The organism is Sphingomonas sp. SphC10 (assembly GCF_057004845.1).
Genome location: NZ_CM168044.1, coordinates 2,240,355 through 2,264,293 on the forward strand (window position 1 = coordinate 2,240,355; position 23,939 = coordinate 2,264,293).

Sequence of the window (23,939 nt, forward strand, 5' to 3'; positions counted from 1 at the left end):
CTCACTTGCCCTTATAGTCCGGCAGCTTCTGCTGCCCGATCAGCGACCCTGCGCCCTGCTGGTCGACCTTTTCGGCGACCGCCGATAGCGACTGGGTCATCACGCGCAGGTCCTTCACCAGACGATCCACCTCGGGCACGGTCTGCTTCGAGAAGGTCTGCAGGCCCGGCCGCGCATCGCCGATCGCCGAGTTCAGCGTGTCGGCGCTCTTCTGCGCCGAGGCGATGGTGCGGTTCAGATTGGCGATGGTCGGCTTCACATCCTCGGCCAGGATGCCGTTGGTGGTCGCCGCCAGTTGGCCGATCGACTGCGCCGCATCCCCCGCCTGCTGGATCGCCACGCGGGTCTGGGCCAGCGTCGCCGCGATCTCCGGCCCGCGATCGGCGAGCGCATCGGTCAGGCGGTTGGTATTGTCCAATATGCCCGCGATCGACGCCTGGTTGCGATCCGACAACAGGCCGGTCAGCCGCTCGGTCAGCGTCGACAGCCGCTCCAGCAGCTGCGGCGCGGAGTTCAAGATCGCGCCGATGCCGCCCTGCTTGGTCGGAATGACCGGCACGCCATAGGGGCAGATGGTCTTGTTTTCCGGCTGCGGACAGGTGATCGGCGGCGCGCCCTTACGGGCACCGTCCAGCGAGATGGTGCTGGTACCGGTGAAGCTGGCCGAGATCGACGCGGTCGTCCCCTGCAGGATCGGCGTCTGTTCGTTGACCGCGACGCGGACCCGCACGAATTGCGGATCGGGACGCCAAAGCGCGATTTCCTTCACCTGACCCGAAGGCACGCCCGAATAGGTGACCGCCGACCCCTTGGCCAGGCCGTCCACCGACTGGCGGAAGAAGATGTCATATTCCTTCTCCGACGTGCCGCCCAGACGGGCGATCCAGACGGTGAAGATGGCCAGCACTGCGAGCAGGATCAGCACGACAGAGCCGACAAGGACGTGGTTCGAACGGGTTTCCATCAGCGTGTCCCTGCTTCGCCTCTCGCATGGGCATCGGCCGCATTACCCTGGGAATGCTGTCCCGTGGCATGGGCGTCGACTTCGGTGGGGTGGCGCGCGGCGTCGGCCTCGGCCGAACGGGGGCGGATGTCCGCCACCTCGTCCTTGGCGGCGACGGCGGCGCGGCCGCGCGGTCCCTTGAAATATTCCTCGATCCAAGGATGGTCGAGCGCGATCAGCTCGTCGATCGTACCGACGGCGATCACCTTCTTGTCGGCCAGCACCGCCACCCGGTCGCAGATCGCATAAAGCGTATCGAGATCATGGGTGATGAGGAAGACGGTCAGCCCCAGCGTCTTCTGGAGCGACGCGATCAGCTGGTCGAACGCCGCCGCACCGATCGGGTCGAGACCCGCCGTCGGCTCGTCGAGAAACAGGAGTTCGGGGTCGAGCGCCAGCGCACGCGCCAGCCCTGCCCGCTTCTTCATGCCGCCCGACAGCTCGGCCGGATATTTCGGCCCGGCGTCGGCGGGCAGGCCGGTCATCACGACCTTGTAGGACGCGATCTCGTCCATCAGCGCCGGGGGCACGTCGCGGTAGAATTCGCGAAGCGGCACCGCGACATTCTCGGCCACGGTCAGCGTCGAGAACAGCGCGCCGCCCTGGAACAGCACGCCCCAGCGCTTGCGCACATCGACCGCCTCGGTCGCCTCGCGGCCGATGGTCGGCTCGCCGAACACAGTGATCTCGCCCTCATCGGGGGTCTGGAGACCGATGATCGTGCGCATCAGCACCGACTTGCCGGTGCCCGACCCGCCGACCACGCCCAGAATCTCGCCCTTGCGCACGTCGAGATCGAGGCCGTCATGGATGACCTGCTCGCCAAAGCTGTTGCGCAGGCCCCGGACCTGGATCAGATGTTCGTCCTGCTCGGCCATCAATCCCATCCGATCCAGGTGAAGAAGACCGCGAAAAAGGCGTCGAGCACGATCACCAGGAAGATCGCCTGCACCACCGCGGCGGTGGTGCGCAGGCCGACCTGCTCGGCATCCGATTTGACCTGCATCCCCTGGAAACAGCCCGCGATCGCGATGATCGCGCCGAACACCGGGGCCTTGATCAGGCCGACATACAGGTCGGTGATCGGCACGACTTCGCGGATGCGCGCGATGAAGGTGACGGGCGGAATGCCCAGCGACACCGCCGCGAGAAAACAACCGCCGATCATCGCGATCAACGACGAATAGAAACCGAGCAGCGGCATCAGCGTGACCGCCGCGATGGTGCGCGGCACGACCAGCGCCTCCATCGGCGACACACCGATGACGCGCATCGCGTCGATCTCTTCGGTCAGCTTCATCGTGCCCAGCTGTGCGGCAAAGGCCGAGCCGGAGCGACCGGCGACCATGATCGCGGTCATCAGCACGCCCAGTTCGCGAAGCGTCAGGCGGCCGACTAGGTTGATCGTGAACACTTCGGCACCGAACTGACGCAACTGCACCGCGCCCTGTTGCGCGATGACGATGCCGATCAGGAAGCTCATCAGGCCGATGATCGCCAGTGCCGAGACGCCGACCGTCTCGAACTCATGCACCACCGCGTTGAAGCGGAAGCGGCGTGGATGGCGGATCACCGCCAGCCCGGCGAGCACCGTTGCGCCCATGAAGCCGAGCAGGCCGTACAGAGTCTGGAAGGCGGCGACCACCGCATCGCCGACCTCGCCCGCCACGCGCGCGAAGGGGCTGACCGGCTTGGGGCGCATTGCGACCGGCTGATCCGCCTCGGTCACCTTGGCGAACAGGTGGCGCTGGTCGTCGTCCAGACCGTCGATGGCGGCATCGTTGCGCGCGGCGAAGCGGTGGATCAGCCAGGCACCGACCGTGTCGATCCGGTCCACCTGCGACAGGTCGATACGCCGGACCGCCGAATCCTCGCGATCCAGCCGCTCGGGCAGGTCGCCCAGGGTCGCCAGCGAAAGGCTGCCGGTGAAGCGAAGCGCTCCTCCGTCGGCCGGGTCATGTTGATAATCGGCCTTGGCGTTCATCAACTGCCTCTTTGCGGGAAAGCGGGTGTATCGACAAGGCGCTTCGTTCCCACGACGAATCGACTGGCGGCAGTAATTATACGACGGCGTGACGTTTTCATAGGAGGCGATCCAGCAGATGCAGGATCAGGCCGACACTGCCGCCCACCAATGTCCCGTTGATGCGGATATATTGCAGGTCGCGGCCCACCGCATTTTCCAGCCGTGAGGTGACGGTGTCGGCATCCCAGCCGCGCACCGTCTCCGACACCAGACGGACGATACCGTCACCATAATCGGCCGCGATGCCCGCCGTCGCACGGCGCACGAAGCGGTTGATCGTCGCCGCCAGCCGGGGATTGTCCTGCAACGTCTGGCCCAGCTGGCGCATCGCATCGCCCAGCCGCCCGGCGGTGACCGCCTGCGGATCGCGCGCCATGCGCAACAGGGCCTCGCGCGCCTGCTCCCACAAGCCGTCCAGCCAGCGCTGCATCGCCGGATTGGCGATCAGCTCGGCCTTCATCGCCTCCACCTTAGCGCGCATGTCGGGATCATATTGCAGGTCCCAGGCGAGGCGATCGAGCCCTTCCTCGATCTTCTGGCGCAGCGGATGCTCGCGATCCTCGGCGACGTCGTGGAGCAGCTTGTGCAGCCCGTCGATCAGCTTGTCGGCCAGCGTCTCGTCCAACCCGGTCCAGCGCAGGATCGCACCCGCCCGCTCATGCACCATCGCCCGGACGATCGCTTCGTTGGCGTCCAGCGCGGAGGCGGCCCAGCGCAGCACGGAATCGAGCAGAGGCAGATGCCGCCCTTCGGCGATGCTGGCCTTCAGCAACTGGCCCAGGATCGGCGCGACCTCGGTCGCGCGAAGCCGCGACCCGATCCCCGCCTTGACCATGCCGCCCAGTCGCTGCGGGTCGAAGGCGGTCAGCATTTCGGCGAACAGGCGCGACGCCCCGCGCCGGATACGCCCGCCCTCCTGCGGCGGTTGCGCCAGCCAGCGCCCCGCCGCGCCCGCAACGTCGAGCCGCACCATGCGCCGCGCGACGACGCGCGGGACCAGGAAATTGGTGCGCAGGAAATTGGCGAGCGTGTCGCCGATCCGATCCTTGTTGCGCGGCACGATCGCGGTGTGCGGGATGGGCAGGCCCAGCGGATGGCGGAACAGAGCGGTCACGGCGAACCAGTCCGCCAGCCCGCCGACCATCGCCGCTTCGGCAAAGGCGCGGACATAGCCCCAGGCGGGATGCACCGGCTGCAGCCCACGCGACACCAGATACAGCGCCGCCATGCCGACCAGCAGTCCGGTGGCCAAGACCCGCATCTTCCGCAGGGCGGCTGGAACGGTCTGGCTACCCCCCGATCGCATTGCGAGTTCCATCAATCAGGACAATTCGCGAAGCGCGGCTTTGTTCAAGAGGAATCTTTCCCGAGCGTAACGAAAGCGGGGCAAAGGCAATCCCCCCGGCACGGGGAGGTGGCAGGCCGAAGGCCTGACGGAGGGGGGGCTTCCACGCAGGGTGTCCTTTGTAGCGATCCCCCTCCACCATGCTACGCATGGTGCCCCTCCCCGTACCGGGGAGGATAATTTCACTCCGCCGGATCGTAACCGAGCTTGCCCGTCGCGGGCGGCAGCGCGGGACCGCCCGCAGGCCCTTCGATCACCGGCCCGCCGCCCAGTTCGTCGCCGGGCTTGTAGGTCAGCAGGCGTCGGCCCAGGCGCGGCCCGATCCAGCGTTCGACACCGACCGAAAGGCTGAAGGCGGCGGGGACGATCAGCAGGGTGAGGATCGTCGACAGCGCAAGGCCGCCGATCACCGTCACGCCCATCGGACTGCGCCACGATCCGTCTCCGCCCAGCGACAGCGCGGTCGGGACCATGCCCGCGACCATCGCGACCGTGGTCATCACGATCGGCTGGGCGCGCTTGTGCCCGGCATCGACCACCGCCTCATAGATGGGAACGCCCTTGGCGATCTCCTCCAGCGCGAAGTCGATCAGCAGGATCGAGTTCTTCGCGACGATGCCCAGCAGCATCAGCAGGCCGATATAGACCGGCAGCGATAGCGGATTGCCGCTGAAATACAGCGCCAGCAAGCCGCCCAGCGGGGCGAGCAGCAGCGATGCCATGTTAACGAAGGGCGGCAGGAAGCGGCGATAGAGCAGCACCAGCACGGCGAAGACCAGGAACACCGCCGAGATGATGGCGGTGAAGAAGTTGGCCATCATCTCCGCCTGCATCTTGGCCTGGCCCAGCACCATCTCGCCGACCCCCATGGGCATGTTCTTCATGATGGGCAGGTCGTGGACCTTCTTCATCGCGTCGCCGCTGATCAGGCCCTTGGCGAGGTCGGCACCGACCGTCACCTGACGCCGCTGGTTCACGCGGTCGATCTGGGTCGGCCCTGCGCCCAGACCGATATCGGCGACGACGCTCAAGGGCACCGAGCCGCCGGTCTGGGTCTGCACCGGCAGGTTCTGGATGGTCGACAGGCGCGCGCGCGCATTCTGGTCCAGCGCGACGCGGATCGGCACCTGGCGATCGGACAGCGAGAAGCGGGCCGAATTCTGGTCGATATCGCCCAAGGTCGCGATACGGATCGCGCTCGACAGCGCCTGCGTCGTCACGCCCAGATTGGCCGCGAGGTCGAGGCGCGGGCGGATGACGATTTCCGGCCGGTCGACATTGCCGACGATACGCGGCGCGACGAGGCCGGGAATGGTGCCCATCTGCTCGACGATCTTGTTCGCCGTATCGCGCAGCACGGCGGGGTCGTCGCCGCCCAGCGTGATGGTCAGGTCACGCCCGCTCGAACCCCAGCCGAATTGCGACTGGAACGACACGCGCGCATCGGGGATCGCGGCCAGTTCGGGGGCCAGCGAGCGTTCAAAGTCGGTGCTCTTCATCGAGCGATCCTCCTTCAACGTCGCGACCACGCGCCCATTGCCGACATTGGTGCGGGCATAGACCGACTCCACGTCGGGCTGCTTGCTCAGGAAGTTCGCGACCCGCTTCACCACCGCATCGGTCTGGGCCAGCGTCGTGCCGGGCACCATCTCGATCTTGGCGACCGCCCGGTCATTGTCCTGCGGCGGCTGGAAGGTCTTGGGGATGATGGCGAACATCGCGATGGTCAGCGCAAAGGCGCCGAAGCCGATGCCGATCACCCACAGGCGATGGTCGCGGAACCGCCCCAGCAGGCGACGCAGACGCCCGCGCTTCACGCCATCGGTCGGCCGGTCATAGCGAAGCGACCAGCGCAGCGTCGCCATATAGGCGTCCATCAGCCTGCCCTCGCCATGGCTGGCATGGCCGGCGGACTTGAGGAAATAGGCCGCGATCATCGGCGTAATCAGGCGCGCGACCGCGAGGCTCATCAGCACCGAGACGACGACGGTCAGGCCGAAATTCTTGAAATACTGGCCCGGAACGCCGGGCATCAGCGCGACCGGCAGGAACACCGCGACGATCGCCATGGTGGTTGCCAGCACGGCGAGGCCGATCTCGTCCGCCGCGTCGATCGACGCCTGATAGGCGGATTTGCCCATGCGCATGTGGCGGACGATATTCTCGATCTCCACGATCGCGTCGTCGACCAGCACACCCGCCACCAGGCTGAGCGCCAGCAGCGTCATCTGGTTCAGCGTGAAGCCCAGCAGGTCCATGAACCAGAAGGCCGGGATTGCCGACAGCGGAATGGCCAGCGCCGAGATCACCGTCGCGCGCCAGTCGCGCAGGAAGATGAAGACGACAATGACGGCCAGCACCGCGCCCTCGATCATCGCATGGATGGCGCTTTCATATTGCGCCTCGGTGTATTTCACGCTGTTCGAGCGGAGGACGAACTTGACCTCCGGGTTGCGCTTTTCAAGATCCTTCAGCTTCTGGACGGCGCCGTTGAAGACGCTGACGTCCGAGGCGCCCTTGGCCCGCTGGAAGTCGAAGCTGATGACCTGCCGCCCGTCGACCGCCGCCTGCGAACGCTGTTCGGCGTAAAGGTCGCGCACGGTGGCAATGTCGGCGAGGCGCACGGTGCGGCCGCCGCGCACATTGATCTGGGTCTGGCCCAGGTCATAGGCATTGCGCGCATTGCCCAGCACGCGGACCGCCTGTTCGGTGCCCGCAATCTCGGCGCGGCCACCGGCGGCGTTCAAGTTGGTCATGCGCAGCTGGGCATTGACCTCGCTGGCGGTCAGGCCCTGCGCCTGCAACTTCAATGGATCGAGGATGACGCGAATCTCGCGCGTCACACCGCCGTTGCGGATGACCTTGGAGAGGCCCGGAACCGACAACAGCTCCTTGGTGACGTTGTTGTCGATATACCAGCTGAGCTGCTCGGGCGTCATGTTGGACGCCACCGCCGAATAGCTGGCGAGGTCGTTATCGGTCGAATCGACGCGGATGACCTGCGGCTCGAGAATGCCGTCGGGCAGCATCGAGCGGATCTGGGTGATCGCATCGCGCGCATCGCTGACCGCGCGGTCGATCGGCGTGCCGATGTCGAGCTGGACCAAAGTCTGCGACGTGCCCTCGGTCACGGTCGAGGTGATCTGGTCGACGCCTTGCAGGTTCCGCAACGCCGCCTCGACCCGCTGGGTGACCTGTGTCTCCAGTTCGGTCGGTGCCGCACCCGGCTGGTTCACGACGACCACGACGATCGGGAAATCGATATCGGGATCGTTGTTCACGTCCATCCGCATGAAGCTGACGATCCCCGCCAGCGTCAGCGCGACGAACAGGACGATCGGTGGAACGGGGTTCCGGATCGCCCAGGCCGAGATGTTGCGGAAACTCATCTTACTTGGCCTCCTGGCCTGCAAGGATCGGGCGGACCAGCTGCCCGGCCGCCAGGAAGCCACCCGCCGAACGCACCACCCGCTCAGTCCCGTTCAGGCCCGAGGCGATGGTCACGCCATCGTCCGACACCTGACCGATCTTGACGTCACGGCGCGCGACCTTGTTGTCGGCTCCGACGATATACACGAAACTGCCCTTGTCGTCGCTCTGGATCGCCGAGTCCGGTAGGACCGGGGCATGGCCCGCACCGCCGCGGATCGTCGCCGCGGCGAATCCGCCGGGCCGCAGCGCCGGGTCATAGGACAAAGCGACGCGCGCGACACCCTGACGCGTCTGCGGGTCGATGACCGGAGACACCTGCCACACTTCGCCCTTGAAGCTCTTGTCGCCGCCGACCGGGGTCACGGTGGCGGGCGCGCCGACCGACAGGCCGACCAGATCCGCCTCGGCCAGCTGTGCGCGCAGCTCCATCTGCCCGCCCATCGCCATGCGGAACAGCACGCCCGAGCCCGAGCTGACGATCTGGCCCGGCTCGGCGGCGCGGGTCAGGATCAGGCCCTCGGCGGGCGCGCGGATGTCGAGGCGGCCGTTGCGCGCCTGCGCCTCGCGGAAGGTCGCCTGCGCCGCGCGGACGCGGGCGGCGGCGGCATCGCGGGTCGCGGTGCGGCGTTGGAGATCGGCCTTGGAGATGAAGCCGCGATCGACCAGCTGCTGGGCACGGTCGAGTTCGGCCTGCGCGATCTGCTGGTCCGACTGCGCGACCGACACCTGCGCGTTCAGCGCCGAGGCGGTCTGGGTCTGGACCGAGCGGTCGACGGTGGCCAGCACCTGCCCCGTACGGACCCACTGGCCCGGCTCGACCAGGACGCGGGTGATCATGCCGCCCTCGCCCGCGACGCCGACCGGCATTTCGCGGCGCGCGGCCAGCGTGCCGGTGGCCGAGATCACGCGGCTGACCGCCTGCTGACCGGGAACGACGACGGTGATGTTGGGCACCTGCGTCCCCGCACCGGCACCCTGGTCCGCCTCATGCTTCTTGGGCGCGAACAGCAACCAGCCCGCCAGCGCCAGCACGATGACCGCCACGACGATCCAGATCCAACGCCTGCGCGGCGTGGATACCGGCCCCTCCAGCTCCAAATGCCGGCCGCCACCGATCGCCCCCGTCTCGTAATTCATGTTCGTCATCGATCCCCGAACCGCATCCATCGTGCGCGCATTGCCGTGCAGGATGCGCCCATCCCCGCTGTGTTATAGAAATATAGCACACCACTCAAGTGTCTTTTGGTACGCCGGAATTGCGGCGGCTCCAAGGTGGACGCCATGCGTTCATCGCCTGTTTTGCCATGAGGCGTCAAAGCCTTGGCCCATAGTCGTGAGACGATCATCACAAGGGAGATGTCGATGAGGAAATACCTGCTTCTGGCCGCGATGGCCCCCGTCGCGCTGGCGCCTCTGGCCGCCGCCGCGCAGACCCAGTCCGCCCCCACCACGGTCGAACCGCTGGTGCCCGCCGCCGGGACGGTGCTGGACGTGTCGGCGGAGGGGCGCACGACCCGTGTGCCGGACCTGGCCACTATTCGGGCCGGAGTGGTCAGCCAGGGTGCGACCGCCGCTGCCGCCCTGTCCGACAATGCGCAGCGCATGGCGCGGGTGCTGGCCGCCGTGAAGCGCGCCGGGATCGCCGACCGCGATATCCAGACCGCGACCGTGCAGCTCCAGCCGCAATATCGTTATGGCGACAATGTGCCGCCGGCCATCACCGGCTATCAGGCGACCAACACGCTGAGCGTCCGGTTCCGCGACGTCGCCAGGTCGGGCAGCGTGCTCGATGCGCTGGTGGCGCAAGGGGCGAACCAGATCGACGGCCCCAATCTGTCGATCGACAAGCCCGACGCCGCGCTGGACGAAGCGCGGGCCGACGCGATCCAGCGTGCCCGCGCCCGCGCCGAGCTTTACGCCAAGGCGGCGGGGCTGCGCGTCGCGCGGATCGTCTCGATCACGGAAAATGGCGCGGATGCGGGCGGCCCTCAGCCGCCGATGATGCTCCGCGCTTCGGCGATGCGTTCGGACGCCATGGAAAAGACCAGCATCGCGCCGGGTGAGCGCGACGTGACCGTCAATGTCTCGGTCCGTTTCCTGCTGAACTGACCGATCACGCCCCCATCGCCTTCATGGCATGGGGGCAAACTTTCCGGCGGGCAGATAGCGGCCCGCACCATACCCGGCATACGAAAAGAGCCGCCCGGTTTCCCGGACGGCCCTTTCTGGCTCAACGAGCGAATGCGTGGTTTAACGCACCCGACCGCGACGAACAAGGTTCACGATCGCCAGCAGGACGACAGCGCCCAGCAGCGAAACGAGGAACGAGGTCAGCGTCAGACCGGCGTTGTTGATCGAACCGCCTGCGAAGATCAGGCCGCCGATGAACGCGCCGACGACACCGACGACGATATTCAGGAAGATGCCCTGCTGGGCATCGGTACGCATGATGATGCTGGCCAGCCAGCCAATGACACCACCGACGATAAGCCACAGGATAATACCCATTGTCTTTCCCTCCGTTGGGCCCGCGAGCGGGACACGGGGAAAAGACGTGCGAATGTGGCTATTGTTCCGTGGCCGTACCGGCAATTCGACGAAGCGTTTTTGAAAATGTCAACGATGCGATCGTTTTTATTCCGCCCGGGGTGTCGGGGCTCAGTATTTCTGCTGGCGCTCGTAGAGCGAGCGGTAATGCTGGATGCGCGTGACGCGCAGGCCCGGCATTCCCGAGCGATCGATGGCCCGCTGCCACCCGGCGAATTCCTCGACGGTCAGGCCATAACGGTCGCAGACCTCGTCCACCGAAAGCAGCCCGCCATTGACGGCCGCGACCACCTCCGCCTTGCGACGGACGACCCAGCGCGTGGTGCTGGGCGGCGGCAGGTTGTCGAGCGTCAGCGGTTCGCCGAGCGGCCCGATTACCTTGGCAGGGCGGATCTTCTGGTTCTCGATCATCATCAAACCTCGTCGGGGCTCCCTACCCCATGTCGTCTGCAGGGCCGCTCTACCATGTGCCCTTGAACATCGCCTAAAATCGAAAGGTTAACGGATCATTCATTCCTGTTCCATCCGACGATGGCCCGCGCCATCGGCCCGTTGAACGCCCCGTCCAGCGGGGCGAACAGCATCGGATCGGGGGACACGCGGGCGAAACCGGCCTGCACCGCCGCGGTCGGGCTGGCCGCCTGCCGCGCCGTCGCACCGACCATCAGCACGGCCAGGTCCGGCGGCAGCACCGTCAGTTCGGTATCCCGATCGAAACGGTTGAAACTCAGGTCCAAAAGCGCGGTCCAATCCCGGTGGGTGAGTGGCCTTGTTATCGACGGGATATGAAAGCCGGGTAAAGGCCCAAAACTATTCTCCCTATTTTACGACGCTTGCCCCTTCTTTAATCGGGAGGACGCTCCGCTTTTTTGCATGACGCGCGCGAAAGGCGTATGGGGGCGACCATGGAGCAGATGGTGGACTTTCAGCTTGGGGGCGATCCCCGGGCCAAGCGGATCGTGGTCGCGATGTCGGGTGGCGTCGACAGTTCGGTCGTGGCCGCGCTCGCCCATGCCACGGGGGCCGAGACGATCGGCGTCACCCTGCAACTCTACGACCATGGCGAGGCGGTGGGCCGTGCGGGCGCCTGCTGTGCAGGCCGCGATATCCGCGACGCGCGCGCGGTGTGCGATCGCCTGGGCATCGCGCATTATGTCTTCGATCACGAAGATAGTTTCCGCACCCAGGTGGTTGATCGCTTCGCCGACGAATATCTGGCCGGGCGCACGCCCATCCCCTGCGTCCAGTGCAATATGGGGCCGAAATTCACCGACCTGCTGAAGCTGGCGCGCGACCTGGGCGCGGACTGTCTGGCGACCGGTCATTATGTCCGTCGGGTCGAGGGGGTGAACGGCGCGGAGCTGCATCGTGGCGCCGATCCCGCCCGCGATCAAAGCTATTTCCTGTTTGCTACGACGCAGGATCAGCTGAACTTCCTGCGCTTCCCGCTGGGTGCGCTGCCAAAGTCGCGGGTGCGCGAGATTGCCGCCGAACTGGGGCTGGGCGTCGCGGCCAAGCCGGACAGCCAGGACATCTGCTTCGTGCCCGATGGCGACTATGCCGGACTGGTCAAGAAATTGCGTCCGGAATCGGATACACGCGGCGATATCGTCGATCTGTCGGGCGCCAAGCTCGGCGAGCATCGCGGCCTCATCCACTATACGGTCGGCCAGCGGCGCGGGCTGGAGATCGGCGGCAGCCCCGAGCCGCTCTATGTCGTCCGGCTGGAGCCGGAGACCAAGCGCGTCGTCGTCGGCCCGCGCGTCGCGCTGGCGGTGGAGGCGGCGCGGCTTACGGCCATGAACGTGCTGGGACCGCTCGACGGCCCGCTATTCGCCAAGGTCCGCTCCATGGCCAAGCCGGTGCCTGCCCGCATGGTCGACGACCGGCTGGTGTTCGATGCGCCCGAATATGGCGTGTCACCGGGCCAAGCGGCGGTGCTCTATGACGGCGACCGCGTGCTGGGCGGCGGCTGGATCGCCGAGACCGAGGCGGCACGCATCGCCGCCTGAGGCGTTGGTCCGGGCATGACCGCCCCGACCCTCGAAGAACTGCGCCGCCAGATGGAAGCGGCCGCCGAACGCCTCGACTTCGAGGAGGCACGGGCCCTGCGCGACCGGATCAACCTGTTGCGCGGCGGCGCGGAGGATGTCGCGGTCGACACTAGCGGCCTGACCCGCCAACAACCCGGCGCCATGGGCCTGGGCACCAGCCAGTCGCGCCCCGAACGCCCCGAAGGCTGGATGCCGCCGAAAAAGCCCGATCCGATGACCAAGGGACGCGGGCGGCGTCAGGGGTGATCAGTTTCCAGTGAGCCCTCGGGAACGAACCGGAGTACGCCAACGCGCCTTGCCGGTTTGAAGGTATCGCTCGGATGATTGACGCCGTCATGGACCGGCACTTCATCAAGATCGAAAGGCGATACCCCGTCCAGGCAGGCGATGTTGACGCCATACTGGTTCTGGTTCGAGCGCCGCTGGTGGTGGGTATAGATACCGCAGATCGAGCAGAAAAAATGTTGGGCTTTCCCCGTGTTGAACCGATAACTGGTCAGATGCTCCTGCCCCCGCACGATCGTTATCCCGCCCATATCGGCGGAAACCGCCACCGCGCCGCGCATCCGGCAATAGGAGCAGGTACATCGGCGCGCCGTGCTGAAACCGTCACTGAGCTTCGCCTCGAAACGAACCGCGCCACAATGGCACTGGCCCATCCAGCAATTCTTAGTGTCCGTCATGGAAGCTTTCCTGGCTCCTGATGTCACGCAGGGATCATAGAAAGCAGCAAACTCTGGACGCCAGTGATCTGGACAGAACTGCTCACCCCCGCACCGCAAACGCCCCGCGATATTCCGGCTTCACCGTCCCCAGGATCGCCTGCGTCACCGGCAGCGTGACCTCATAGGCCCCCTCGGCATAGGAGCCCGCGACATAAGGGTCGGCGATCAGCCCGATCCGGTCAATCGCGCGGCCATTGGTCGAGCCCAGCAGCATGGTCAGGTCCTTCAACGGCGGGCAGGCGTTCATCGACGATAGATCGCCTTGATTACGCTTCACCTGCTCAGCCTTGAGCCTTGCGCAATAGTCGGTGCGGATCGCAGTTTGGAGCGCGGGCAGCGACGTGAACACCGCCTTCGGGTCCAGCCGCCGCCCCACCGCCTTGTCCCAGACCAATTCATGGGAGGCGGGAGAGCCATGCGCGCCGCCGGTGAAATCATAGCTGTCCGCCGACAGGCTCAGGAAGCGCGGCGTGTCCGTCACGACCTTCCACGTCTTGTCGAATGAGTAACGGTGATAGGGATAGCCCGACTGGCGCGCGTCGCGACGACCGGCGGCCCCGTCGCGCGCCGCCTTCGCCTGGATGCGTGCGCGGTCGGCGTCGAGCCATGCCTTCAGCCCACCGATCCGCGCCGCGGCCGCCGGATAGGCATAGCTGAATTCATAGTCGGCGGTCTTGGCCTCGCGTGTCACGACCTGCGCCACGGCCGGGCTGGCGGCGCCGATCAAAGCCAGCGCGATCATCACCTTACGCATCTTTTATCTCCCCTCGACGCCACCAATCTGGATCAGACGGGCTGTACGGCCGATGACTGGCGGCGTGCCGCTTGTCCCGCCGCATGGGCGAACATATATCGAACACATGGCGCAACTCGACACCCGTGAAAAGCTGGCGATCCTGGCCGATGCCGCGAAATATGATGCGTCCTGCGCGTCGTCGGGCACGTCGAAACGCAACAGCCGCGACGGCAAGGGGATCGGTTCGACCGAGGGCATGGGCATCTGCCACGCCTATGCGCCCGATGGCCGCTGTATCTCTCTCCTGAAAATCCTGCTGACCAACAGCTGCATTTTCGACTGCCATTATTGCATCAACCGCAAGTCCTCGAACGTCCGCCGCGCGCGCTTCACCGCGCAGGAGGTGGTGAACCTGACGCTGGCCTTCTACCGGCGCAATTATATCGAGGGGCTGTTCCTCTCGTCGGGCATCATCAAGTCGTCCAACTATACGATGGAGCAGATCGTCGAGGTCGCGCGGTCCCTGCGTGAGGATCATGGCTTTCGCGGCTATATCCATCTGAAGACGATCCCGGATGCCGATCCCGAGCTGGTGCGGCTGGCCGGGGTTCATGCCGACCGCGTGTCGATCAATGTCGAGCTGCCCACGGTGGGCGGCCTCCGCCGCCTCGCGCCCGAAAAGGATGCAGGCCGGATCGAAGGCGCGATGGCCGACGTGAAGACCGCGATCGAGGATCGCACCGATGCGGCGAAGAAGTACAAATCCGCCCCCGGCTTCGCCCCCGCAGGCCAGTCGACCCAGATGATCGTCGGCGCGGATGCCGCGACCGACCGCGATATCGTCGGTCGTGCCGCGACCCTGTACGACCGCTTCTCCTTACGTCGCGTCTATTATTCGGCGTTCAGCCCGATCCCCGACGCCTCCGCCGTGCTGCCGCTGCAACGGCCGCCGCTGATGCGCGAGCATCGGCTGTACCAGTCCGACTGGCTGATGCGCTTCTACGACTATCAGCCGAACGAAGTCGCGGCGGCGGCGGACGAGGCGACGGGGATGTTGCCGCTCGACATCGATCCCAAGCTCGCCTGGGCGTTGAAATTCCGCCAGAACTTTCCCGTCGACGTGAACCGTGCTCCGCGCGAGATGCTGCTGCGCGTGCCGGGACTGGGCGTAAAGGCGGTGGACCGGATCATCGCCACCCGCAAATGGCGCAAGCTGCGGCTGGAGGATGTCGGGCGGCTGACCGTCTCGATCGCCAAGCTGCGCCCCTTCCTGATCGCCGAGGACTGGCGCCCGGTGGCGCTGGCCGAGCGGGCGGACCTGAAACCGCTGGTCAAGCCTAGCGCCAAGCAGCTTGAACTGTTCGGCTGAGTACACCTGATTCCATGAGAGTGATTCGCGGGTGAAACGCGCGTCATGTTGCGCCGTTGGGCCATGCGAAGGAGACGATCATGGCCACCGCCGAAATCTATGCCGATCTGAAGCGCGATCACGACAAGCAGCGCGAGATGCTGAAGGAACTCGCCGAGCTTAAGGGCGACGGCGCCAAGCGCAAGAAGCTGTTCGAAGCGTTCCGCATCGAGATCCAGAGCCACGCCGCCGCCGAGGAAGAGTCGCTCTACGCCACCATGCTGGGCGAGCCCGAATTGCGCGACGATGCGCGCCACTCGGTGTCCGAGCATAAGGAGATCGACGATCTGCTGGGCGAGATGATGGACCTCGACTTTGCGTCGGACGAGTGGGAATCGAAGTTCTTCCACATGCGCCATCGCTACGAGCATCATATCGACGAGGAAGAAGAAGAGATGTTCCCCGCCGCCGAGAAGGAACTCGACGACGCCACCGAGCAGAAGCTCGCCGAAATCTACGAAACCCGCAAACCCATCGAGGCGAAGGAAGCCAAGGCCAACCCGCCCGGCGGAGACGAGCGGGATTGATTTTGAAGAACGCTTTCAAAGTAGGAAGGTGTCCGCTCACTGCTCCCCTCCCCTTCAGGGGAGGGGGCGGGGGTGGGGCGCTTCCACAAAGGCGACGCTTGCGGGGACGCCCCACCCCAACCCCTCCCCTGAAGGAGAGGGGCTGAAGCGTGCGCATCATAACCCTGCCCGCCCCCGACGACTTCGACGCTTGGCGCGACGCCGCGCGGGGGTTGATCGCCGACAGCGTGCCGCCCGATCAGGTCGTGTGGCAGGTCGGCGAGCAGCCCGCCGATCTGTTCGGCGCGGTCGCCGAGGACAATCCGGCCACCACCGCCCCCCGCTTCAACGTATCGCGCGGCTTTATCGACCTTGCGCGCAGCGTCATCCTGTCCAACGACCCGGAGCGTTTCGCTCTGCTCCACACCGCGCTCGACCGATTGCGCCGCCAGCCCCGGCTGATCGAGGATCAGGCCGATCCGCTGATCCGCCGCCTCGACCGACTGGCCAAGGCGGTGCGGCGCGACATCCACAAGATGCGCGCCTTTCTGCGCTTTCGCGAGACGGAGGATGACGATGGCCCGCGCTATGTCGCCTGGTTCGAGCCCGAGCATCATATCGTGCGTGCCAATGCGGCGTTCTTCGTCAACCGTTTCACCACGATGCGCTGGTCGATCCTGACGCCCGAGGTGTCGCTCCACTGGGACGGCAAGACGCTCACCGAAGGTCCCGGCGCGAGCAGGGCGGACGCACCCGAGGGCGATCCCACCGAGGCGGTGTGGAAGACCTATTATGCCAGCATCTTTAATCCCGCCCGCGTGAAGATCGGCGCGATGCTCAAGGAGATGCCGCGCAAATACTGGAAAAACATGCCGGAAACCGCGTTGGTCTCGGAATTGATCGCGGGCGCGCAGGCGCGGGAGACGGGTATGATCGCAACGGCCAAGACGGATGTGCGGACCGGACGCGGCGGCAATGCGCAGGCGGCCTGGGCGGCGCTCAGGGACGAGGCGATGACCTGCACCCGTTGCCCGCTCCATGCACCCGCGACCCAGACGGTGTTCGGCGAGGGTCCGGTCGATGCCGCGCTGATGTTCGTCGGCGAACAGCCCGGCGACCAGGAGGATCTGGCGGGCCACCCCTTTGTCGGCCCGGCCGGACAGGTGTTCGACCGCGCGGTGGCGGAGGCCGGGATCGACCGGGCGACGGCCTATGTCACCAACGCGGTCAAGCATTTCAAATTCGAGCCGCGCGGCAAGCGCCGTATCCACAGCTCACCCAATGCCGGCGAAATCCAGGCGTGCCGCTGGTGGGTCGAACAGGAACGTCTGCTGATCCAGCCGAAAGTGACGGTGGCCTTGGGCGCGACGGCGGCGCGATCGCTGTTCGGCAAGGTCATGACGATCGGGCGTGAACGAGGCAAGGCTCTGACGCTGCCCGATGGCGGCACGGCCTTCATCACGGTGCATCCGAGTTATCTGCTCCGCCTGCCCGATCCGGCGGCGAAGGAGGTCGAATATGCGCGGTTCGTAGAGGATTTGAAGCTGGCGGCGGCGGCGCTATCGTGAAGCGGCGGCCAGCGCTTCATTGTTGATCATCAGGGGGCCGGGCGCGATCAGCACCCGGCCCTCGAAGACGATCAGCCGTGGCAGGTGCAACCGGCATGGTCGCAACCCGTGCCGCCCTCATGATGCTGGGCACAGGCGTCGCTGCAGAAGCTGCGACCTTCGGCTTCGATGGCATTGTTGACGCTGACGATGCAGACGCAATCGGCGCAGGCGCACTTCACTTGATCGACGGTGACGGCCATTCGACTTACTCCTCGTCTAGGGAATCGGGTTCGAGCACATGGTCCATCATGTTGGTCAGCATGGTGCGGATGTGACAGTCGGGCAGTTCGTAAAGGACGTTGCGCCCCTGCCGACTCTGCTTGAGCAAGCGCCCGGCGCGCAACAGCCGTAGATGTTGCGAAACCAGGCTCTGGCTCACGCCGACCTCCTGCGTCAGCTCGCTGACGGTGCGCGGCCCATCCAGACACGCGACCACCAACCGCAGCCGATTGGGCTCGCCCAAAAGGCGAAACACATCGGCCAGTAACGCGCCCTCATCCGGTGTCATGCATATACCAACATATGAACACATTCTAATATGTTCATATCGATCTTGATGTCAATCAGGATTCGTGGGTTTGCATGCCGGCGAGGCGTGATGCGACCCGTTACATCACTCTCGGGTCCGGGCCGATCCGCCCGTCCGCATCATCCAGCGCATCGATCGCCGCCATATCCTCTTCGTCCAGCGAGAGCTCGGTCGCCGCGAAATTATCCGCCATATGTGCCGCATCGGCCGCCTTGGGGATCACTGACAGCCCGTGCGCCAGATGCCAGGCCAGCACGACCTGTGCGGTCGATCGGCCATGTTTCTCCGCGATGGCCGCGATCTCGGGCGTTTTCAGCAATTCACCGCCCTGCCCCAACGGGCTCCAGCTCTGGGTCACGATACCTTTGGCTTCGTGATAGGCCCGCGCCTCGCGCTGCTGGAAGCGGGGGTGGAGTTCGATCTGGTTGACGGCGGGCACCACGCCGGTCGCGTCGATGATCCGGTCGAGATGCTCGGGCAGGAAGTTCGACACGCCGATCGAAATCGCCTTGTCCGCCTCGCGAAGCGCGATCAGGCTTTGCCATGCCTCGACATAGGCGTCCTCGGCGGGCACCGGCCAGTGGATCAGATACAGGTCGACCGCCTCGACACCCAGCAGCGCGAGGCTCTCGTCCAGAGCGGCTTCGGCATCGCGGTGACGGTCATTCCACAGCTTGGTGGTCAGGAAGGCGTCGGCGTCGCGAAGCCCGTCGCCCACGCCGCGCTCATTGCCGTATATGGCGGCGGTGTCGACCAGGCCGTATCCGGTGTCGAGGCCACGCCGCACCACCAGCGCCGCCTGCGAATCCGGGATCTGATAGGTGCCCAGCCCCAGCTGGGGCATGGAACGGCCGTCGTTCAGGGTCAGTGTCTTCATGCCGTCCCAAACCGGCCGCCCCCTCATGCGGTTCCGATTGACCCCCGCCCCCCGATCGCGCAAGTCGCTGCCCCCATGGTCGAGCATATTCTTTCCGCGCTGGCGAGCTTCGCCATCTGGGTCATTTCCACCGGTGGCTATCTGGGCATCATGCTGCTGATGGCGATCGAGAGCGCGTGCATTCCGCTGCCCTCCGAGATCATCATGCCGTTCGCGGGCTATCTGGTGTCGACCGGGCAGTTCAACCTGTACCTCGCCGCGACGGCAGGCGCGCTGGGCTGCAATCTGGGCTCGATCGTCGCCTATGAGATCGGCAAGCGCGGCGGACGGCCGGTCGCCGAGCGCTGGGGCAAGTACCTGCTGATCGGGCCGGGCGAGCTGGACGCTGCCGACCGCTTCTTTGCGCGCTATGGTTCGATCGCGGTGCTGATCGGGCGATTGCTGCCGGTGATCCGCACCTTCATCGCCTTTCCGGCGGGTGTGGCGCGGATGAAGCTCGTCCCCTTCCACCTCTACACCTTTCTGGGCAGCTGGCCCTTCTGCCTGGTGCTGGCCATCGTCGGGCGCGAGCTGGGCGAGAAGTGGGATTCGGACCCGCGCGTCAAGGCGTTCTTCCACCGCGCCGACCTGGCGATCGGGATCGTGCTGGTCGTGCTGATCGGCCTTTACATCTGGCACCGGGTACGCGGGCTGAAGCGCGCGCAACACTGAGCCAGCCACAAAGCGAGCGGGATCGCCACCGCCGCCCAGAGGTACAGGCCGTGCCAGCTCGTCCATCCCCACCATTCGGAGGGGATGGTGCGCAGGTCGCCGAACAGGAAGCGCTGCTGCATCACCGCCTGCCACCAGGCCCAGCGGAAGGTCGGCGGCGCGAAGATCTCGGCCGAAGCGATGGTCAGGTTGATCGCCATCGATCCCGTCAGCACCAGCGCGAGCAAGCCGCGCATCCAGAGCCGCCGCGCCATCGTCCAGAGCGGCGCCAGCCCCAGCGCCATCACGCCCGCCAGCGGCATGGCATGACGCGGGCCGGTGGCGTTGCCGCCATCCCAATAGACATAGGCCGCATTGACCAGCAGCGCGACCAGCGTGACCCCGGCGGCGGTCAGCGCCAGCCCGCGCGTCGCCCGATCCTCGCCCAGCCTCCACAGCCCGATCGGAGCCAGCACAAGCACCGGCGCGACCCAGATGATCCCGCGCATCGGGCCGGTCAGGATTTCGCGAAGCACCGCGATCCGGGGAAAGGTCAGCCCGAACAACCCCTGGTTCATCCCCTCGAACCCGACCACGCCCGAATAGCCGATGCGGAACGGCGTCCCGAAGGCGAAGATATTATAGGCGAACAGCGGCAGCAGCCCGACCACGCCCGCCGCCAGCAACGGTAGCAGCGGCTTCGGGTCCGCCCGGTGCCGCCATAGCGCCCAGAGCCCGATGACCGACCCGGCCAGGACCGCCTGATACTCGACCACCACCGCCCAGCCGAGCGCCAGCCCCGCCACCGCCAGCCAGCGTCCACCGCCCCGCGCCACCCCGACCAGCGCGATGACGAACAGCGCCGCCACGCTCGCATGGCCGAGCAGGGTTGTGGAATAGCCCCAGATCGGCGTCCCCAGCGCATAGCCGAGCGCGGCGAACAGCCCCGCCCCTGCGCGCCCGCTCAGGCCCAGCGCCAAGTCGAACAGCAGAACGGCCGCGATCGCGGTCAGTATCGCAGATCCCGTGGCGGCGGCGACGCGGGTGCGCAGCTTCAGATAGTCGACGAACCCCGGATCGGCCGTGGACAGGACATGATGCTCGGCCCGGTCGCCCGTGACCAGATCGGTCAGCGCCACGGCGGGCAGCGCCATCAGCGTCATGCCCGGCGCCTTGTCGAGATAGGCATGCACCCCGAACTGCGCCTTGTCGATGGTCAGCGGCGCAAACGGGTCGATGGTCGCGCTGCCGTTCTCGACCATGCGGATCGCGGCGAACAGGCGGGTCGCGTTGTTGGGATTCCACTCCCATGATCCGAACCAGGCGCAGGAGAACCAGACCAACAGGAACAGCCCCGCCCGAATGCCGCCCAAGCCCTGCCACCGCGTCATCGGATCATCCCCCGGTTCACGGGCTCCGGCGCTACCCGCCCTGCCGGTTGCGGACAAGCGCGGCTTGGCGAGGATTGAATCGCCTCCCTCTCCTTTTGTTCATCACCACCCCCTATGAAGGCCTGATGCACAGCCGTTTCGAATCCCTGCCCAACCGCCGCGCCATCGTCGATCGCCGGGCGCTCGCCGAACAGATCGCCGCCCTGGGCATCACGGGGCCGGAAGGCCGCACGCTCGTTACCCCCGTCCTGCGCGCCGCGCTCGATGCCGGGCGGCAGGAAGTGGCGCGACGGCTGTCGCTCCATCCCTCGCGCGGGTTGGAGGCGGCGGCGGCGCAGGCCTATCTGACCGATCAGGTGCTGAAGGTGCTGTTCGAGTTCACCACCGACACGCTCTACCCCTTGAGCAACCCCACGGCGGGCGAGCGGCTGACCCTGATCGCGGTCGGCGGCTATGGCCGGGGCGAGATGGCGCCCTATTCGGACGTCGATATCGGCTTCCTCACCCCCTTCAAGCAGACCCCGCATGCCGAACAGGTCATCGAATCGATGCTCTATTCGATCTGGGACCTGGGGCTGAAGGTCGGCCATTCCAGCCGCTCGATCGACGAGATGATCCGCCAGGCGAAGGGCGATGTCACCGTCCGCACCGCCCTGCTGGAGGGGCGTTTTCTGTGCGGCGACCAGGCGCTGTATGACGAGGCATCGCGCCGCTTCAAGGCCGAGATCCAGACCGATTCGCACCGTCAGTTCATCGCCGACAAGCTGGCCGAGCGCGACCTGCGCCACCGCAAGATGGGCGACACCCGCTACGTCGTCGAACCGAATGTCAAGGAAGGCAAGGGCGGCCTGCGCGACCTGCACGCACTCTTCTGGATCGGCAAGTACGTCTATGACGTCGACCGTGCGGCCGACCTGATCGACCGGGGCCTGTTCACCCGCGAGGAATATCGGCAGTTCCACCGCGCCGACAATTTCCTGTGGGCGGTGCGCTGTCACCTCCACACCATCACCGGCCGTGCCGAAGACCGGCTGACCTTCGACGTGCAGCGCCAGATCGCCGAGCGGATGCGCTTCTCCGACCGGCCCGGCAAGGCCAAGGTCGAGCGGTTCATGCAGCTCTATTTCCTGCAGGTGAAGACGGTCGGCGCGCTGACCGGTGCGTTCCTGGCGCATCTGGACGAGCGGTTCGCGGCGCGCGGCCATCGTTTCGGCCTGCCCACCATCCGCAGGCGCCCGCGCCGGTTGAACGGCTTCGTGCTCGATCGCGGGCGGCTTGCCCTGCCGCGCGACAGCTTTTTTCAGGAAGACCCGGTCCGGCTGATCGAGATCTTCCAGCTTGCCGACCGTTACGAGCTGGAGGTCCATCCGCTGGCGGTGCGTGCGGCGTCGCGCGATGCCAAGCTGGCCGACGATATCCGTAACGATCCGCGCGCCAACGCCCTGTTCCTCGACGTGCTGACCAGCCGCCACGACCCCGAACTGGTGCTGCGCTGGATGAACGAGGCGGGTGTCTTCGGCCGCTTCATGCCCGATTTCGGGCGTGTCGTGGCACAGATGCAGTTCGACATGTACCACCATTATACGGTCGACGAGCACACCATCCGCGCGCTGGGCCTGCTGGCGAAGATCGAACGGCAGGAACTGGTCGAGGAACATCCCGTCGCCTCGGCGATCATCGACCAGATCGTGTCGCGGCGCGTCCTCTATGTCGCGGTCCTCCTCCACGACATCGCCAAGGGGCGTGGCGGCGACCATTCAATCCTGGGCGCGGAAGTGGCCGAGCGGCTTTGCCCGCGCCTGGGCCTGAGCGAGGCCGAAACCGAAACGGTGGCGTGGCTGGTCCGCTGGCACCTGCTGATGTCCGCCACGGCGTTCAAGCGCGACCTGTCGGACTTCAAGACGATCCTCGACTTTTGCGAGACGGTCCAGAGCCCCGAACGGCTCCGCCTGCTCCTCCTGCTGACCATCGTAGACATTCGCGCGGTCGGGCCGGGGACATGGAACGGCTGGAAGCGCCAGCTGCTCGCCGACCTGTACGACGCCGCCGAGGAGGTGCTGCGCCTGGGTCACAAGCAGCGTGGCCGGACCGAGCGGATCGCCGCGAAGCAGGCGCGGCTGGCGGAGATACTGGGCTGGCCGGAGGCGCAGTTCGCCGCGCTGGTCCGTCGCCTGCCCGAAGCATATTGGATCGCCGAGCCCGAGGATGTTCTGGCTCATAATGCCCGCCAGATGGCGGCGGCTGGCGATGCGCAGCTGTCGATCGATGCACAGGTCTATGGCGAGCGCGGCGCGACCTTGGTGTCCATCTATGCCGCCGACCATCCAGGCCTGTTCTATCGCATAGCGGGCGCGATCCATGTCGCGGGCGGCAACATCATCGATGCGCGCATCCACACCACGCGCGACGGCATGGCGATCGACAATTTCCTGGTGCAGGACCCGCTGGGTCGCCCGTTCGACGATCCCGGCCAGCTGTCCCGCCTGCGTCGCGCGATCGAGGATGCGCTGGCCAATCGCAGCAAGCTGGCCGACCGGCTGGTCGCCAAGCCCAATGCACGGCCGCGCGCCGATGCCTTCCACATCGCGCCCAACGTCCTGATCGACAACCGCGCGTCCAACCGCTTCACGGTGGTCGAGGTCCATGCCCGCGACCGCCCCGCGCTGCTGAATCAGCTGGCCCATGCGCTGTTCCAGTCGAAGGTGACGATCCACTCCGCCCATGTCGCAACCTATGGCGAACGCGCGGTCGACGTCTTCTACCTGACCGACCTGACCGGGGATCAGATCACCAATAGCAGCCGGTTGAAGACGCTGGAGAAGAGGCTGCTCGGCGCGGCGGCGGGCGAAGCCCTGGAGATCGCGGCGTAGGGCAAGATGGCATGAGATGGACTCACCCCTCCCCTTCAGGGGAGGGGCCGGGGGTGGGGCGTCTCCGCAAGCATGAAGTGTGTGGCGAGGCCCCACCCCAACCCCTCCCCTGAAGGGGAGGGGCTCATGTTGTTTCTATGAAACGTCATCTCGATCTAAACACTCACAGATCACCGCACCTTGCAGGTGA

Annotated in this window: 23 protein-coding genes; 8 read left to right on the forward strand and 15 right to left on the reverse strand. The window is 66.2% G+C overall.

What is annotated here, in order from left to right:
* Nucleotide 1: 1 nt before the first annotated feature.
* From ACWKSV_RS10210 to ACWKSV_RS10235, 6 genes are all read right to left on the reverse strand, one after another.
* The gene (locus ACWKSV_RS10210) at nt 2-964 is read right to left on the reverse strand and encodes an MlaD family protein (protein WP_076717391.1); all 963 of its coding nucleotides are present in this window, start codon (nt 962-964) and stop codon (nt 2-4) included.
* On the reverse strand, nt 964-1,881 hold the full coding sequence (locus ACWKSV_RS10215) for an ABC transporter ATP-binding protein (protein WP_076717393.1): 918 nt from the start codon (nt 1,879-1,881) through the stop codon (nt 964-966). Before ACWKSV_RS10215 ends, ACWKSV_RS10210 begins: the two co-directional genes overlap by 1 nt.
* The gene (locus ACWKSV_RS10220; RefSeq protein ID WP_076717395.1) at nt 1,881-2,987 is read right to left on the reverse strand and encodes an ABC transporter permease; all 1,107 of its coding nucleotides are present in this window, start codon (nt 2,985-2,987) and stop codon (nt 1,881-1,883) included. The genes ACWKSV_RS10215 and ACWKSV_RS10220 overlap by 1 nt, the downstream gene beginning before the upstream one ends.
* A gap of 97 nt (nt 2,988-3,084) precedes the next feature.
* Entirely contained in the window at nt 3,085-4,290 is a 1,206-nt protein-coding gene (locus tag ACWKSV_RS10225) for a DUF445 domain-containing protein (protein ID WP_076717396.1), read from the reverse strand.
* A gap of 266 nt (nt 4,291-4,556) precedes the next feature.
* On the reverse strand, nt 4,557-7,763 hold the full coding sequence (locus tag ACWKSV_RS10230; protein ID WP_056436942.1) for an efflux RND transporter permease subunit: 3,207 nt from the start codon (nt 7,761-7,763) through the stop codon (nt 4,557-4,559).
* A 1-nt stretch (nt 7,764) separates the two neighbouring features.
* The gene (locus tag ACWKSV_RS10235; RefSeq protein ID WP_076718393.1) at nt 7,765-8,943 is read right to left on the reverse strand and encodes an efflux RND transporter periplasmic adaptor subunit; all 1,179 of its coding nucleotides are present in this window, start codon (nt 8,941-8,943) and stop codon (nt 7,765-7,767) included.
* 225 nt (nt 8,944-9,168) lie between these two features.
* Between ACWKSV_RS10235 and ACWKSV_RS10240 the strand changes: the two genes are divergently transcribed.
* A complete protein-coding gene (locus ACWKSV_RS10240) occupies nt 9,169-9,915 on the forward strand; it encodes an SIMPL domain-containing protein (protein WP_443026368.1) in 747 nt (248 codons plus the stop codon).
* 141 nt (nt 9,916-10,056) lie between these two features.
* Here ACWKSV_RS10240 and ACWKSV_RS10245 read toward each other — a convergent pair whose 3' ends face one another.
* The 3 genes from ACWKSV_RS10245 to ACWKSV_RS10255 form a co-directional block, all read right to left on the reverse strand.
* On the reverse strand, nt 10,057-10,314 hold the full coding sequence (locus tag ACWKSV_RS10245) for a GlsB/YeaQ/YmgE family stress response membrane protein (RefSeq protein ID WP_042483991.1): 258 nt from the start codon (nt 10,312-10,314) through the stop codon (nt 10,057-10,059).
* Nucleotides 10,315-10,464: 150 nt separating this feature from the next.
* Complete coding sequence (gene sciP, locus ACWKSV_RS10250) at nt 10,465-10,764, reverse strand: CtrA inhibitor SciP (RefSeq protein ID WP_056437202.1); 300 nt, start codon at nt 10,762-10,764, stop codon at nt 10,465-10,467.
* A gap of 95 nt (nt 10,765-10,859) precedes the next feature.
* Nucleotides 10,860-11,090, reverse strand: coding sequence for a hypothetical protein (locus tag ACWKSV_RS10255; RefSeq protein ID WP_056436937.1), 231 nt, complete (start codon nt 11,088-11,090; stop codon nt 10,860-10,862).
* 177 nt (nt 11,091-11,267) lie between these two features.
* On the opposite strand from ACWKSV_RS10255, the gene mnmA reads away from it, so the two are divergent.
* On the forward strand, nt 11,268-12,365 hold the full coding sequence (mnmA, locus tag ACWKSV_RS10260) for a tRNA 2-thiouridine(34) synthase MnmA (RefSeq protein ID WP_156884391.1): 1,098 nt from the start codon (nt 11,268-11,270) through the stop codon (nt 12,363-12,365).
* A 15-nt stretch (nt 12,366-12,380) separates the two neighbouring features.
* Nucleotides 12,381-12,653 (forward strand): UvrB/UvrC motif-containing protein, encoded by a 273-nt coding sequence (locus ACWKSV_RS10265; protein ID WP_076717400.1) that lies wholly within the window; start codon nt 12,381-12,383, stop codon nt 12,651-12,653.
* Here ACWKSV_RS10265 and ACWKSV_RS10270 read toward each other — a convergent pair.
* The gene (locus ACWKSV_RS10270) at nt 12,644-13,090 is read right to left on the reverse strand and encodes a GFA family protein (RefSeq protein ID WP_076717402.1); all 447 of its coding nucleotides are present in this window, start codon (nt 13,088-13,090) and stop codon (nt 12,644-12,646) included. The genes ACWKSV_RS10265 and ACWKSV_RS10270 overlap by 10 nt on opposite strands.
* Before the next feature lie 82 nt (nt 13,091-13,172).
* Nucleotides 13,173-13,886 (reverse strand): DUF4163 domain-containing protein, encoded by a 714-nt coding sequence (locus tag ACWKSV_RS10275; RefSeq protein ID WP_076717404.1) that lies wholly within the window; start codon nt 13,884-13,886, stop codon nt 13,173-13,175.
* A 106-nt stretch (nt 13,887-13,992) separates the two neighbouring features.
* Here ACWKSV_RS10275 and ACWKSV_RS10280 point away from each other — a divergent pair, with 106 nt between their 5' ends.
* The 3 genes from ACWKSV_RS10280 (at nt 13,993) to ACWKSV_RS10290 (ending at nt 17,350) form a co-directional block, all read left to right on the forward strand.
* Nucleotides 13,993-15,237: a putative DNA modification/repair radical SAM protein gene (locus ACWKSV_RS10280; protein ID WP_076717405.1), complete on the forward strand. Its 1,245-nt coding sequence runs from the start codon at nt 13,993-13,995 to the stop codon at nt 15,235-15,237.
* Between the two features lie 80 nt (nt 15,238-15,317).
* Complete coding sequence (locus ACWKSV_RS10285) at nt 15,318-15,803, forward strand: hemerythrin domain-containing protein (protein WP_056437197.1); 486 nt, start codon at nt 15,318-15,320, stop codon at nt 15,801-15,803.
* A 149-nt stretch (nt 15,804-15,952) separates the two neighbouring features.
* Nucleotides 15,953-17,350, forward strand: a complete 1,398-nt coding sequence (locus tag ACWKSV_RS10290) for a UdgX family uracil-DNA binding protein (RefSeq protein ID WP_076717407.1) — start codon at nt 15,953-15,955, stop codon at nt 17,348-17,350.
* Nucleotides 17,351-17,421: 71 nt separating this feature from the next.
* Here the strand turns inward: ACWKSV_RS10290 and ACWKSV_RS10295 are convergent, their stop codons facing one another.
* From ACWKSV_RS10295 to ACWKSV_RS10305, 3 genes are all read right to left on the reverse strand, one after another.
* Nucleotides 17,422-17,592 (reverse strand): metallothionein, encoded by a 171-nt coding sequence (locus tag ACWKSV_RS10295; protein ID WP_056436918.1) that lies wholly within the window; start codon nt 17,590-17,592, stop codon nt 17,422-17,424.
* Between the two features lie 5 nt (nt 17,593-17,597).
* The gene (locus ACWKSV_RS10300; protein WP_076717409.1) at nt 17,598-17,900 is read right to left on the reverse strand and encodes an ArsR/SmtB family transcription factor; all 303 of its coding nucleotides are present in this window, start codon (nt 17,898-17,900) and stop codon (nt 17,598-17,600) included.
* Between the two features lie 100 nt (nt 17,901-18,000).
* Nucleotides 18,001-18,798, reverse strand: coding sequence for an aldo/keto reductase (locus tag ACWKSV_RS10305; protein WP_076717411.1), 798 nt, complete (start codon nt 18,796-18,798; stop codon nt 18,001-18,003).
* A 75-nt stretch (nt 18,799-18,873) separates the two neighbouring features.
* Between ACWKSV_RS10305 and ACWKSV_RS10310 the strand changes: the two genes are divergently transcribed.
* Nucleotides 18,874-19,509 carry a DedA family protein gene (locus ACWKSV_RS10310; RefSeq protein WP_076717413.1) on the forward strand — a complete coding sequence of 212 codons (636 nt, stop codon included), beginning with the start codon at nt 18,874-18,876 and terminating at the stop codon, nt 19,507-19,509.
* On the opposite strand, the gene ACWKSV_RS10315 is transcribed toward ACWKSV_RS10310, so the two are convergent.
* Nucleotides 19,464-20,879, reverse strand: a complete 1,416-nt coding sequence (locus tag ACWKSV_RS10315) for a hypothetical protein (RefSeq protein ID WP_083706704.1) — start codon at nt 20,877-20,879, stop codon at nt 19,464-19,466. The two genes, ACWKSV_RS10310 and ACWKSV_RS10315, sit on opposite strands and share 46 nt — an antisense overlap.
* A gap of 125 nt (nt 20,880-21,004) precedes the next feature.
* Here ACWKSV_RS10315 and ACWKSV_RS10320 point away from each other — a divergent pair, with 125 nt between their 5' ends.
* Nucleotides 21,005-23,749 (forward strand): [protein-PII] uridylyltransferase, encoded by a 2,745-nt coding sequence (locus ACWKSV_RS10320; RefSeq protein WP_076718400.1) that lies wholly within the window; start codon nt 21,005-21,007, stop codon nt 23,747-23,749.
* Nucleotides 23,750-23,939: the final 190 nt, after the last annotated feature.

What these genes read in the sequence shown, in the direction of transcription:
- ACWKSV_RS10210 (WP_076717391.1), bottom strand. Translation starts at nt 964, where the DNA reads ATGGAAACCCGTTCGAACCACGTCCTTGTCGGCTCTGTCGTGCTGATC.
- ACWKSV_RS10215 (WP_076717393.1), bottom strand. Translation starts at nt 1,881, where the DNA reads ATGGCCGAGCAGGACGAACATCTGATCCAGGTCCGGGGCCTGCGCAAC.
- ACWKSV_RS10220 (WP_076717395.1), bottom strand. Translation starts at nt 2,987, where the DNA reads ATGAACGCCAAGGCCGATTATCAACATGACCCGGCCGACGGAGGAGCG.
- ACWKSV_RS10225 (WP_076717396.1), bottom strand. Translation starts at nt 4,290, where the DNA reads ATGCGGGTCTTGGCCACCGGACTGCTGGTCGGCATGGCGGCGCTGTAT.
- ACWKSV_RS10230 (WP_056436942.1), bottom strand. Translation starts at nt 7,763, where the DNA reads ATGAGTTTCCGCAACATCTCGGCCTGGGCGATCCGGAACCCCGTTCCA.
- ACWKSV_RS10235 (WP_076718393.1), bottom strand. Translation starts at nt 8,943, where the DNA reads ATGAATTACGAGACGGGGGCGATCGGTGGCGGCCGGCATTTGGAGCTG.
- ACWKSV_RS10240 (WP_443026368.1), top strand. Translation starts at nt 9,169, where the DNA reads ATGAGGAAATACCTGCTTCTGGCCGCGATGGCCCCCGTCGCGCTGGCG.
- ACWKSV_RS10245 (WP_042483991.1), bottom strand. Translation starts at nt 10,314, where the DNA reads ATGGGTATTATCCTGTGGCTTATCGTCGGTGGTGTCATTGGCTGGCTG.
- sciP (WP_056437202.1), bottom strand. Translation starts at nt 10,764, where the DNA reads ATGATCGAGAACCAGAAGATCCGCCCTGCCAAGGTAATCGGGCCGCTC.
- mnmA (WP_156884391.1), top strand. Translation starts at nt 11,268, where the DNA reads ATGGTGGACTTTCAGCTTGGGGGCGATCCCCGGGCCAAGCGGATCGTG.
- ACWKSV_RS10265 (WP_076717400.1), top strand. Translation starts at nt 12,381, where the DNA reads ATGACCGCCCCGACCCTCGAAGAACTGCGCCGCCAGATGGAAGCGGCC.
- ACWKSV_RS10270 (WP_076717402.1), bottom strand. Translation starts at nt 13,090, where the DNA reads ATGACGGACACTAAGAATTGCTGGATGGGCCAGTGCCATTGTGGCGCG.
- ACWKSV_RS10275 (WP_076717404.1), bottom strand. Translation starts at nt 13,886, where the DNA reads ATGCGTAAGGTGATGATCGCGCTGGCTTTGATCGGCGCCGCCAGCCCG.
- ACWKSV_RS10280 (WP_076717405.1), top strand. Translation starts at nt 13,993, where the DNA reads ATGGCGCAACTCGACACCCGTGAAAAGCTGGCGATCCTGGCCGATGCC.
- ACWKSV_RS10285 (WP_056437197.1), top strand. Translation starts at nt 15,318, where the DNA reads ATGGCCACCGCCGAAATCTATGCCGATCTGAAGCGCGATCACGACAAG.
- ACWKSV_RS10295 (WP_056436918.1), bottom strand. Translation starts at nt 17,592, where the DNA reads ATGGCCGTCACCGTCGATCAAGTGAAGTGCGCCTGCGCCGATTGCGTC.
- ACWKSV_RS10300 (WP_076717409.1), bottom strand. Translation starts at nt 17,900, where the DNA reads ATGACACCGGATGAGGGCGCGTTACTGGCCGATGTGTTTCGCCTTTTG.
- ACWKSV_RS10305 (WP_076717411.1), bottom strand. Translation starts at nt 18,798, where the DNA reads ATGAAGACACTGACCCTGAACGACGGCCGTTCCATGCCCCAGCTGGGG.
- ACWKSV_RS10310 (WP_076717413.1), top strand. Translation starts at nt 18,874, where the DNA reads ATGGTCGAGCATATTCTTTCCGCGCTGGCGAGCTTCGCCATCTGGGTC.
- ACWKSV_RS10315 (WP_083706704.1), bottom strand. Translation starts at nt 20,879, where the DNA reads ATGACGCGGTGGCAGGGCTTGGGCGGCATTCGGGCGGGGCTGTTCCTG.
- ACWKSV_RS10320 (WP_076718400.1), top strand. Translation starts at nt 21,005, where the DNA reads ATGCACAGCCGTTTCGAATCCCTGCCCAACCGCCGCGCCATCGTCGAT.